The 10,691-nt window shown below is 72.3% G+C and carries 9 protein-coding genes; 5 read left to right on the top strand and 4 right to left on the bottom strand.

Going from position 1 to position 10,691, the window contains the following annotated elements:
• Nucleotides 1-148 precede the first annotated feature (148 nt).
• Nucleotides 149-2,059: a 1-deoxy-D-xylulose-5-phosphate synthase gene (gene dxs, locus ACFU7Y_RS01900; protein ID WP_224278918.1), complete on the top strand. Its 1,911-nt coding sequence runs from the start codon at nt 149-151 to the stop codon at nt 2,057-2,059.
• Nucleotides 2,049-3,449, top strand: coding sequence for an aspartate aminotransferase family protein (locus tag ACFU7Y_RS01895; protein WP_380766036.1), 1,401 nt, complete (start codon nt 2,049-2,051; stop codon nt 3,447-3,449). Before dxs ends, ACFU7Y_RS01895 begins: the two co-directional genes overlap by 11 nt.
• Before the next feature lie 71 nt (nt 3,450-3,520).
• On the opposite strand, the gene ACFU7Y_RS01890 is transcribed toward ACFU7Y_RS01895, so the two are convergent.
• Nucleotides 3,521-3,793 (bottom strand): DUF6343 family protein, encoded by a 273-nt coding sequence (locus ACFU7Y_RS01890; protein WP_224278922.1) that lies wholly within the window; start codon nt 3,791-3,793, stop codon nt 3,521-3,523.
• Nucleotides 3,794-3,868: 75 nt separating this feature from the next.
• Here ACFU7Y_RS01890 and ACFU7Y_RS01885 point away from each other — a divergent pair, with 75 nt between their 5' ends.
• Nucleotides 3,869-4,120 (top strand): I78 family peptidase inhibitor, encoded by a 252-nt coding sequence (locus tag ACFU7Y_RS01885; protein WP_224278924.1) that lies wholly within the window; start codon nt 3,869-3,871, stop codon nt 4,118-4,120.
• A gap of 68 nt (nt 4,121-4,188) precedes the next feature.
• Here the strand turns inward: ACFU7Y_RS01885 and ACFU7Y_RS01880 are convergent, their stop codons facing one another.
• Both ACFU7Y_RS01880 and fabG read right to left on the bottom strand, forming a co-directional pair.
• Nucleotides 4,189-4,851: a phosphatase PAP2 family protein gene (locus ACFU7Y_RS01880; protein WP_308020185.1), complete on the bottom strand. Its 663-nt coding sequence runs from the start codon at nt 4,849-4,851 to the stop codon at nt 4,189-4,191.
• A 378-nt stretch (nt 4,852-5,229) separates the two neighbouring features.
• Nucleotides 5,230-5,997, bottom strand: a complete 768-nt coding sequence (gene fabG, locus ACFU7Y_RS01875; RefSeq protein WP_380766033.1) for a 3-oxoacyl-ACP reductase FabG — start codon at nt 5,995-5,997, stop codon at nt 5,230-5,232.
• Nucleotides 5,998-6,371: 374 nt separating this feature from the next.
• Here fabG and ACFU7Y_RS01870 point away from each other — a divergent pair, with 374 nt between their 5' ends.
• On the top strand, nt 6,372-7,268 hold the full coding sequence (locus ACFU7Y_RS01870; RefSeq protein ID WP_224278928.1) for a MarR family winged helix-turn-helix transcriptional regulator: 897 nt from the start codon (nt 6,372-6,374) through the stop codon (nt 7,266-7,268).
• A 179-nt stretch (nt 7,269-7,447) separates the two neighbouring features.
• Here the strand turns inward: ACFU7Y_RS01870 and ACFU7Y_RS01865 are convergent, their stop codons facing one another.
• Nucleotides 7,448-8,311 carry an aldo/keto reductase gene (locus tag ACFU7Y_RS01865; protein ID WP_380766031.1) on the bottom strand — a complete coding sequence of 288 codons (864 nt, stop codon included), beginning with the start codon at nt 8,309-8,311 and terminating at the stop codon, nt 7,448-7,450.
• Nucleotides 8,312-8,874: 563 nt separating this feature from the next.
• On the opposite strand from ACFU7Y_RS01865, the gene ACFU7Y_RS01860 reads away from it, so the two are divergent.
• On the top strand, nt 8,875-10,650 hold the full coding sequence (locus ACFU7Y_RS01860) for an ABC transporter transmembrane domain-containing protein (protein WP_380766029.1): 1,776 nt from the start codon (nt 8,875-8,877) through the stop codon (nt 10,648-10,650).
• Nucleotides 10,651-10,691 lie beyond the last annotated feature (41 nt).

Raw genomic sequence — 10,691 nt, 5'->3', positions numbered from 1 at the left:
GCCCGGCACTCCGGCCCGGGCCTCCGAGCCCGGGCCTCCGAGCCCGGGCCTCCGTGCCAGGGTCGGCTCCGTCCCCGAACCAGGCCGGGCTCCGTCCCCGGGCCGGGCGGAGGCACCACCGCACCGCTCCGAGTCGTGAGGTGTACCCATGTCACTGCTCTCCCGCGTCACGTCCCCGGCCGAGCTGCGCAAGCTCCCGGCGGCCGAGATCCGGCTGCTCGCCGACGAGATCCGCGACTTCCTGATCGACGCCGTCACCCGCACCGGCGGCCACCTCGGGCCCAACCTCGGCGTGGTGGAGCTGACGATCGCGCTGCACCGGGTCTTCGACTCGCCGTACGACCGGATCGTCTTCGACACCGGCCACCAGAGTTACGTTCACAAACTGCTCACCGGCCGCCAGGACTTCAGCCGGCTGCGGATGCGCGGGGGCCTCTCCGGGTACCCGTCGCGGGGCGAGTCCGAGCACGACCTGGTCGAGAACTCGCACGCCTCCACCGCGCTCTCCTACGCCGACGGCCTGGCCAAGGCCGCCCGACTGCTAGGCCAGCACGACCGGCACACCGTCGCGGTGATCGGCGACGGCGCGCTCACCGGCGGGCTCGCCTGGGAGGCGCTCAACAACATCGCCGAGGCCCGCGACCGGCCGCTGGTCATCGTCGTCAACGACAACGAGCGCTCCTACGCCAGGACCATCGGCGGTCTCGCCAACCACCTGGCCACCCTGCGCACGACCCAGGGCTACGAGCGCTTCCTCGCCCTCGGCAAGGAGGCCCTGCAGCGCACCCCGCTGGTCGGCCAGCCGATCTTCGACGCGCTGCACGGCGCCAAGAAGGGGTTCAAGGACGCCTTCGCCCCGCAGGGCATGTTCGAGGACCTCGGCCTCAAGTACCTCGGGCCGATCGACGGCCACGACCTGGGCGCGGTCGAGCAGGCGCTGCGCCAGGCCCGCAACTTCGGCGGGCCGGTCATCGTGCACTGCCTGACCGTCAAGGGGCGCGGCTACCGGCCGGCCGAGCAGGACGAGGCCGACCGCTTCCACGCCGTCAACCCGATCGACCCGTACACCTGCCTGCCGATCTCGCCCAGCGGTGGCGTCTCCTGGACCTCGGTGTTCGGGGACGAGCTGGTCACCCTCGGCGCCGCGCGGCCGGACCTGGTGGCGATCACCGCGGCCATGCTCCAGCCGGTGGGCCTGGCCCCGTTCGCGAAGGCCTACCCGGCGCGGACCTTCGACGTCGGGATCGCCGAGCAGCATGCCGTCACCAGCGCGGCGGGGCTGGCCACCGGCGGGCTCCACCCGGTGGTCGCGGTGTACGCGACCTTCCTCAACCGGGCCTTCGACCAGGTCCTGATGGACGTCGCCCTGCACAAACTGGGCGTCACCTTCGTGCTCGACCGCTCCGGGGTGACCGGGCCGGACGGCGCCTCGCACAACGGCATGTGGGACATGTCGATCCTCCAGGTCGTCCCCGGACTGCGGCTCGCCGCGCCGCGCGACGCCGAACAGCTTCGCGTCCAGCTGCGCGAGGCCGTCGAGGTCAAGGACGCCCCGACCGTCGTGCGCTTCCCGAAGGGGAACGTCGGGCCCGCCGTGCCGGCCGTCGAACGGATCGGCGGGGTGGACGTGCTGCTGCGCACCGGGCGGACGCCGGAGATCCTGCTGGTCGCGGTCGGCGCCACCGCCTCCGCCTGCCTGGACGCGGCCCGGCTGCTGCTCGCCGAGGGCTTCACCGCGACCGTGGTCGACCCGCGCTGGGTCAAGCCGGTCGACCCGGTGCTGACCGAACTGGCCGGCGCCCACCGGCTGGTGGTCACCGTCGAGGACAACGGTCGTACCGGCGGCGTCGGTTCGGCCGTCGCCCAGGCGCTGCGCGACGCCGACGTGGACGTGCCGATGCGAGTGCTCGGCCTGCCGCAGGAGTTCCTCGGCCACGCCTCGCGCGGGGAGATCCTGGAGGAGGCCGGGCTGACCGGGACCGGAGTCGCCGCCCAGACCGCCGTCTTCGCCAAGAACCTGCTACCGACCCGAGGAGCGAACCCGCGCCATGCCGGCTGACCCAGACCGCCCCGACTTCGACCTCGCCGCGCTGATCGCCGAACGCGGCGGCGAGCGCTACGAGTTGCAGAGCCGCTACCTCAACCCGCAGCTGCCGCGGATGCTGCACACCATCGGCTTCGACAAGTACTACGAGCGCGCCCGGGGCCAGTACTTCTACGACGCCGAGGGCAACGAGTACCTCGACATGCTGGCCGGCTTCGGCATCTTCGCGCTCGGCCGCCACCACCCGGTGGTGCGCTCGGCGATCCAGCAGGTGATGGACCTCGACCTTCCGGACCTGCTCCGCTTCGACTGCTCGCCGCTGCCCGGCCTGCTGGCCGAGCGGTTGCTGTCCCACGCACCCGGACTGGATCGGGTGTTCTTCGGCAACAGCGGCACCGAGGCGGTGGAGACCGCGCTCAAGTTCGCCCGGTACGCCACCGGACGTCGGCGGATCCTCTACGCCGACCACGCCTTCCACGGACTGACCACCGGCTCGCTCTCGGTCAACGGGGAGAGCGGCTTCCGCAAGGGCTTCGACCCCCTGCTGCCGGACACCGCCATCCCGCTCGGCGACCTCGACGCACTGGCCAAGGAGTTGAAGCGCGGCGACGTCGCGGGGCTGATCGTCGAGCCGATCCAGGGCAAGGGCGTCCAGGCGCCGCCGCCCGGCTGGCTGCGGGCCGCCCAGGCCCTGCTGCACGAGCACAGGGCGCTGCTGATCTGCGACGAGGTGCAGACCGGCATCGGCCGCACCGGCGTGTTCTTCGCCTACCAGCACGAGGACGGCGTGCTGCCCGACCTGGTCTGCGCGGCCAAGGCACTGTCCGGCGGGTACGTGCCGGTCGGGGCGACGCTCGGCAAGAGCTGGATCTTCGAGAAGGTGTACTCCTCGATGGACCGGGTGCTGGTGCACTCGGCCAGCTTCGGGTCCAACGCCCAGGCCATGGCGGCCGGGCTGGCGACCCTGGAGGTCATGCGCGACGAGCAGGTGGTGGAGAACGCCCGCAAGGTGGGCGACCACTTCCGCGAGCGGCTGGCCGCACTGGTGGACAAGTACGAGCTGCTCGCCGAGGTGCGCGGCCGCGGACTGATGATCGGGATCGAGTTCGGCCGGCCCAAGTCGCTCAAGCTGCGCACCGGTTGGACCGCGCTCCAGGCGGCGCGCAAGGGGCTCTTCGCGCAGATGGTGGTGGTGCCGCTGCTGCAACGGCACCGCATCCTGACCCAGGTGTCCGGGGACCACCTGGAAGTGATCAAGCTGATCCCGCCACTGATCATCACCGAGCGCGATGTGGACCGGTTCGTGAACGCCTTCACCGACATCATGGACGAGGCCCACCGGGGGAGCGGACTGATGTGGGACTTCGGGCGGACGCTGGTCAAGCAGGCGGTCGGCGGCCGCTGATGCCCGGGAGGCCGGTGGCACGGAGTGGGAGGTCGACCGGGCCGACTTCCCACTCCATGGGAGACACCGCGTCAGAGCTCGGTCCGGCGACGCCGGATGACCACCATGAGATCGACGGCGGCGAACAGGGTGAGCAGGCCGCAGGCCACGGCGAAGCCGGTGAGGGTGCCCCGGCTGGGTGCGCCGTAGGCGGGCGAGGCGGCCGCCCAGACGGCGAAGCCCACCGTCGCCAGCGCGAACAGCGGTGTGAAGACGAGTGAGAGCAGGTAGCGGAGCTTGAGGTCGCTGCGGGCGGTGGCCGGCTCGGTGCCGCTGCGCCATCGTCGCGGGGTGGTGGTGCGCATGCCGTTCACCTCCGGACCGCGTGGGTCGGGCTACGATTCCAGCGTACGTCCGGGGAGGCGAGCCGGGGAGGCGCGATGTCGGGTTCGGACGCGGTGGGGGCGGGGTCCGGTGGGGCGGGCTCGGACTCGGGCACGGGCGCACAGGGCCAGGACGGCGAGGGGTACGCGGGGCTGCGGATCGAGCGGGCCCGGGAACTGGCCCGGCGGCACGGCTGGGCGTCGGTCCGGGTGCTGGAGCCGGGGGACCTGATGACCATGGAGTACCGGCAGGGGCGGCTCAACCTCGCGGTGCGCAACGGTGTGGTCGAGCGCAGCTGGGAGGGGTAGGTCCAGCGCGCCCGCGGCGCGGACTCGGCTCGCCCGGTCCAGCTCGTCGGAACCGGTGCGGCTCGGGTTCAGCAGGGCAGGTGCCGGCGGGCGAACCGTCGGCGCAGCCGCTGTTCGGCGGTGGCGACCAGCGGTTCCAGCAGCGGCAGGGAGAGCAGGACGAGCAGCCCGGCGGCCCAGCCGGCCAGGACGTCGGTGACCCAGTGGGTGCCCAGGTAGACCGTGGTCAGGCCGATCGAGCAGGCGGTGGCGGCAGCGATCAGCGCGCCGGTGCGCCGCCAGCGGACGGCGAGGTAGGCGAGCACGCCCCAGGTGACCACCGCGTTGGCGGTGTGGCCGGAGGGGAAGATGGTGCCGCCGGAGAAGAGCTCGGGCGAGCCGACGTACTGGGCGTAGTGCGGGCCGAGCCGGCCGGTGACGATCTTGACCGCCCCGACGGTGACGTTGAGCAACAACAGCGCGATGCCCATGACCAGCAGCGGACGCAGCCGGCCGAGGCGGTGGGCCCGCCAGCCGAGCCAGGCGAAGGCGGCGATCGCCGAGGGGCCGCGCTGCCCGGCGACCACCCAGGTGTCGAGCAGCGGCTCCAGCCGGGGCCACCGCTCGTAGGGGCGCAGCAGGCGGACCGACCAGTCGAGGTCGACCAGTGCGGTGTTGAGCAGGACCCCGGCCAGCACCAGCAGGTAGCCGGCGAGGGTGACGGCGAGCAGGGCGGCCCGCCGTCGGCTCATCGGTGGCCAGCCGGGCTCGCGGTGGTCGGACGCGACCGAGGCGAGGGGGCGCCCGGGGGCGAGGGGGCGTTCCCGGAGACCGGTTTCGGTGCTCCGGCGATCCGGCTCCTGGCGCGGAAGGGGAGCGGGGGTACTTCTGGATTGCACGGGGTGACCTTACCCAGCCGGACAGGGCTATTCCGGTGGTAATTGTCATTTACCCGGGAAATCGACAATTGGGCCGACCCGGGATGGTCCGGGGGGTGATTTCCGCTATTCCGGCATCGAAAGTCAGTGTGGTCGTCGAATGATTCTGCAAAAGCCCCGGTAAAGGGATCGGAGCGGGAGGCCGGTGTGCCCGGCTTCCCACTCCGTGGTAACCCTGTGTAGGTTCCGTGCTCAGTCGAGGGGGCCGCCCGCGACGTAGATCACCTGGCCGGAGACGAAGCCGGCACCCTCGCTCGCGAGGAAGGAGATGGTGTGGGCGACGTCCTCAGGCTGCCCGACCCGCTGGACCGGGATCTGAGAGGCTGCGGCCCGCTTGAAGTCTTCGAAGTCCATGCCGACCCGGGCGGCGGTGGCGGCTGTCATGTCCGTGGCGATGAAGCCGGGGGCGACGGCGTTGGCCGTGATGCCGAACTTGCCCAGCTCGATGGCCAAAGTCTTGGTGAAGCCCTGGAGACCGGCCTTGGCGGCCGAGTAGTTGGCCTGGCCGCGGTTGCCCTGGGCCGAGGACGAGGACAGGTTGACGATGCGGCCGAAACCGGCGTCGACCATGTGCTTCTGCACTGCGCGGGTCATCAGGAAGGCGCCGCGGAGGTGAACGTTCATGACCGTGTCCCAGTCGGACTCGGACATCTTGAAGATCAGGTTGTCGCGGAGTACGCCCGCGTTGTTCACCAGGACGACCGGGGCGCCGAGCTCGGCGGCCACGCGGTCGACGGCGGCCTGGACCTGCTGGGCGTCCGAGACGTCGGCGCCGACGGCCAGCGACTTGCCGCCGGCGGCGGTGATCCGGTCGACGGTCTCCTTGCCGGCCGCCTCGTCCAGGTCCAGGACGGCGACCGCGTAGCCGTCGGCGGCCAGTCGGACGGCGGTGGCGGCGCCCAGGCCGCGGGCGCCGCCGGTGACGACGGCGACCCGGGGGGCGGTGCTCTGCTCGGTCATGCTCGCTCTCGTCTCTCTCGGGGGTTGCCCTCCGGGGAGAGCCCCCGGAGAGGGTGGCCACACCCTACCGGCGGGTAGGGAGGGCGGCCAGGGTGGAGAGACGCAGGTGACGGTGGGTAAGGACCGACCGGTCGGCTTTCTGCTGAGAACGGGTTACTGCAAGGCCTTCGCAGCGCATAAATATGCCAATGTTGCCGAACCTGCGTCTACTATCCGCCCCTGCCTGCCAGCAACGGCCCGCCGTTTGTATAGTGTCCGCCAGCAGCCACCGGCTGCACGGCTGGAGCGCCCTCCCTCATAGCTGGACGCCCACTCGCCGTTACTGCCCCACCCGGGTGTCCCACACACGCCGGGTGTGACATCGGGACGGATACATGGTGCTGGGGGAGATCCCGACAACCCGCGTGTCTGCGCGACTGCAGCAGTCGCCCGGACACCTCATTCGCGTGGCACAGCAGGTTCACACCCGCTTGTGGTCCGAACACGTCGGAGCCGATCTCACGGCTCCGCAGTTTGCCGTGCTGCTGGTCCTGGCCCTGGAGCCGGGTGCGGACCAGCGGACGGTCGGCGAGCGGGCCTCGCTCGACAAGGCCACGATGGCCGAGATGGTCGCGCGGCTGGTCCGCCGCGGCCTGGTGCTGCGCAGGCGCGACCCGGCCGACGGCCGGCGAAAGCTGTTGGCCCTCTCGCAGAGCGGTGCCCAGGCGGTGCGCGAGGCCACCGGTGGTGTGGTCCGTGTGCAGCGCGTCCTGTTCGAGCCGCTCTCGGCGGAGGAACAGGTCGAGATCGTCCGGGTGATGGCCAAGATAGCCAGGCTGGAGCCCGCGGCGGTCGCCGTCATCGCCGACGCGCGGCCGATACTGGACGCCCAGCGGGCGATCGGCTACCTGATCAGGGTGAGCCAGCAGGTGCACACCAAGCTCTGGTCGGAGCACGTGGGGGCCGAGCTGACGGCTCCGCAGTACGCGGTGCTGGACGCACTGGAGCTGGAACCGGGCGCCGACCAGCGTACGGTCGGCGAGCTGGCCTCGCTGGACAAGGCCACGATGGCCGAGATGGTCAGCCGGCTGGTGCGCCGCGGTCTGGTGCAGCGCCGGCGCGACCCCTCGGACGGACGGCGCAACCTGCTCTCGCTCTCACCGGCGGGACAGGACCTGCTGCACCGCTCGGCCGCTGGGGTGGCCGAGGTCCAGCGGCTGCTGCTGGCCCCGCTGGAGGAGGGCGAGCACGAGGCCGCGCTCGCGCTCATCGCGAAGGCGGGCAGGCTCTAGGTCAAGATTTCGCCGCAGTAGCCAAAACGATTCGCCAAAACGCTGAGGGTCCATGGACGTGGGCTTTGGCGGATCGGGGTATGCCGAAGGCCGCCCGCTCCCATGGGGTGCGGGCGGTCTTCGTGTGACCGGCCGTCAGGCGGTTCGGTGGCTCGGGGGCCGGGCCCCCGGGCCGGGCGTCAGTTCCAGTCGAAGTCCTGCGGGTCCGGGCCGATCCGCTTGCCGGTGGCCACGGCGGCGATCGCCGCGAGGTCCTCGGCGTCCAGCTCGAAGCCGGTGACGTCCAGGTTCTCGCGGATCCGGGACGGGGTGACCGACTTCGGGATGGCGATCACACCACTCTGGAGGTGCCAGCGCAGCACCACCTGGGCGACCGTGCGGCCGTGCTTCTCGGCGATCTTCACCAGTGCGGGCTCGGCGAGCAGTTCCTTGCCCTGGCCCAGCGGGCTCCACGCCTCGGTGGCGATGCCGTGCTCGGCGTGGAAGGCGCGCAGCTCCGTCTGGGGGAAGTACGGGTGCAGCTCGACCTGGTTCAGGGCCGGAGCGACGGAGGCCTCGTCCAGCAGGCGGGTCAGCTGCTCGGTGCCGAAGTTGGAGACGCCGATGGACCTGACCCGGCCGTCCGCCTTCAGCTGCTCGAAGGCCTTCCAGATGTTCAGGAAGCTGCCGTGCATCGGGCGCGGCCAGTGGATCAGGTACAGGTCGAGGTGGTCGAGGCCGAGCTTGGCCAGCGAGGCGTCGAACTCGCGAAGCACCGCGTCGCGGCCCTGCTCGCCGGACCAGTCGCGGGTGCCCGAGTTCCACAGCTTGGTGGTGATGTAGAGGTCCTCACGGGCCACGCCGCCCGCCAGCGCCTCGGTGATCGCCGCGCCGGTGCCGGCCTCGTTCTCGTAGATGGCCGCGGTGTCGATGGAGCGGTAGCCCGCCTCGATCGCGGTGCGGACGGCCGGGGTGGCCTCGGCGTCCGGGACCTGCCACACGCCGAAGCCGAGCTGCGGGATCTGTGCGCCGTCGTTGAGGGGGACGGTGGGGATGGTGCTCACGGGAAGGGGTGCCCTCCTGATTGTCCTGTGGTTCCAGTGGGGCAACTGGTGTCCGGGTGTGATTGTTCCCGCCGAACGGGCGAATCTTGGGTGAAGCTTTGTGGGGGTTTGCCCGGGGTGGCGGCCGGCTGACGGTGGGGCGGGACCGCCCTGCCGGCGGACGTACGGGGGCGCGGGGAGCGTGCGGGCCCGGCGTGCAGGGGGGCGTGTAGGGCCAGTGCGCTCGACGGCGGTGAAAAACCTGTTGCGCGGATCACAGGGAGGTTGGCAGGCTCGCGGCCATGACCTCCTGACTTTCGGGGCCCTTCGTGCCCATCCCGTCTCCGTCCGGTGCCTCCTCCGGACGCATCGTCGACGTCGCGCCGCCGCCGTGCTGCCGCGCCGCGCGTCCTCCGCCCGCCGGTTCGGGCCGTCCTGCCGTTCGGCCGTCGTTCGTCCGCTGCCCGTGCCGTGCGTGCGTCACCGAGGCGTCTCGTGCGCCCCGCTCCCGTACTCCCGCGCCTCCCCCCGTACCCCTGTGCCCCCGTGCCTCCGCACCTGCGCACCGCCCGTATCGGAGTGTCATGCTGCTCACCCCCCTGCCGCTGGCCGACCCCGGCAGTCCCGATCTCTCCTCACCCCTGGCCTTCCTGCGCTGGCTGCAGCGCAGCCAGCGGCGCGGGCAGCTGCTCGCCACCTGCTGGACGCTGATCGAGATGGGGTGCCAGGCCGCCCTGCCGATACCGCTCGGGTACGGCGTGCAGGCCGCCGTGGACGGCGACGCCGGCGGGATCTGGCGGGCCGGCGGGTTCCTGCTCCTGCTGGGCGCGGGCGCCGCGCTCGGCACCGTTCTGACACATCGTCAGGCAGTCTGGAACTGGATTCACGCGGCCACCCACGTACGGCAGTTGGTGGCCCGGCAGGCCTCGCACCTCGGGGCCGGCCTGTCGCGTCGGATCGCCACCGGCGAGGTCGTCGCGGTCGGCAGCGGGGACGTCGAGCGGATCGGCTGGTACGTCGAGCTGATCGCCCGGGTCCGGTCCGCGGTGGTCGTCTGGCTGGCCGTCAGCGCGGTGGTGTTCACGGTCGATCCGGTGCTCGGGATCGGCGTACTGCTCGGCGTCCCGGTGCTGGCGGCCTCCGTCTGGCCGCTGATCGGGCCCTTCGAGCGGCGCTACGAGCAGCAGCGCGCCCTCGGCGGCAAGGCCACCGAGCTGGCCGCCGACACGGTCGCGGGGCTGCGGGTGCTGCGCGGCATCGGCGGCGAGGAGCTGTTCCTGGAGCGGTACCGGGCGGCTTCCCAGGAGGTCCGGGCGGCGGCCGTCCGTTCGGCCCGGATCTGGTCGCTGATGCAGGCGCAGCAGGTGTTGCTGCCCGGTCTGTTCGTGGTCGGCGTCACCTGGTACGGCGCCCGGCTGGTGGCCTCCGGCGAGCTCGCCGTCGGCACCCTGATCGCGGTGTACGGCGCGACGGCCTTCCTGGCCGCTCCGCTGCGCATCCTGGGCGAGGCGGCGCACGCCTGGAGCGTGGCCCGGGTCTCCGCCGGGCGGGCCGTTCGGGTGCTCTCGCTCAGCCGCACCGGCGGCACCGCCGAGGCCTCGCTGGCCCGGCCGGACAAGGCCGACCTGCACGACCCGGCGAGCGGGCTGACCGCGCGGGCCGGCGAGCTGACCGCGGTGGTCTGTGGAGACGCGGACTTCGCCGGCGCGCTGGCCGAGCGGCTCGGCGGTCACGTCCCGACGGCCGAGGGCGAACGGGCACAGGCCTCGGTGCGGCTCGGCGGCACCGAGCTGGACGCGGTGCCGCTGTCCGAGGCCAGGGCGGCGGTGCTGGTCCACGACAAGGAGCCGGTGCTGCTCTCCGGCACGCTGGCCGAGTTGTTCGACATCCCGTCCTCGGGGCGGGTCCCGGCTCCCGCGGCCCTGGCGGCGGCCCGGTCCGACGACGTGCTGGAGGCCCTGGTGGAGGGCTCGCCGGAGTGCGGGGGAGACCCGATGCGTGCCCGGATCACCGAGCGCGGACGCTCGCTCTCCGGCGGGCAGCGCCAACGGCTCGCCCTGGCCCGCGCACTGCTGGCCGACCCGCCGGTGCTGGTGCTGGACGAGCCCACCAGCGCGGTGGACGCCCACACCGAGTCGAGGATCGCGTCCGGGCTGCGGGACACCCGGGCGGGGCGCACCACGGTGGTGTTCGCGACCAGTCCGCTGCTGCTCGATCAGGCGGACCGGGTGGTGCTGCTGCAGGAGGGCCGGGTCGTCGCGGCCGGGCGGCACCGCGAGCTGATGCGGACCGAGCCGGCCTACCGGGCCGTGGTCACCCGCGACGAGGAAGCGGCCCGTCCGGTGGGTGAGGCCGTATGAGGACCGCCGTCAACTTCCCTGCCACGCACGCGAGGAGTACG

It is taken from the genome of Kitasatospora sp. NPDC057542 (assembly GCF_042801945.1).
Taxonomy (GTDB): Bacteria; Actinomycetota; Actinomycetes; order Streptomycetales; family Streptomycetaceae; genus Kitasatospora.
Note: the sequence above shows the minus strand (reverse complement) of the source record. Positions and strands in the feature narration are given on the sequence as shown.

What these genes read in the sequence shown, in the direction of transcription:
- ACFU7Y_RS01895 (WP_380766036.1), top strand. Translation starts at nt 2,049, where the DNA reads ATGCCGGCTGACCCAGACCGCCCCGACTTCGACCTCGCCGCGCTGATC.
- ACFU7Y_RS01880 (WP_308020185.1), bottom strand. Translation starts at nt 4,851, where the DNA reads ATGAGCCGACGGCGGGCCGCCCTGCTCGCCGTCACCCTCGCCGGCTAC.
- ACFU7Y_RS01890 (WP_224278922.1), bottom strand. Translation starts at nt 3,793, where the DNA reads ATGCGCACCACCACCCCGCGACGATGGCGCAGCGGCACCGAGCCGGCC.
- ACFU7Y_RS01885 (WP_224278924.1), top strand. Translation starts at nt 3,869, where the DNA reads ATGTCGGGTTCGGACGCGGTGGGGGCGGGGTCCGGTGGGGCGGGCTCG.
- dxs (WP_224278918.1), top strand. Translation starts at nt 149, where the DNA reads ATGTCACTGCTCTCCCGCGTCACGTCCCCGGCCGAGCTGCGCAAGCTC.
- ACFU7Y_RS01870 (WP_224278928.1), top strand. Translation starts at nt 6,372, where the DNA reads ATGGTGCTGGGGGAGATCCCGACAACCCGCGTGTCTGCGCGACTGCAG.
- fabG (WP_380766033.1), bottom strand. Translation starts at nt 5,997, where the DNA reads ATGACCGAGCAGAGCACCGCCCCCCGGGTCGCCGTCGTCACCGGCGGC.
- ACFU7Y_RS01860 (WP_380766029.1), top strand. Translation starts at nt 8,875, where the DNA reads ATGCTGCTCACCCCCCTGCCGCTGGCCGACCCCGGCAGTCCCGATCTC.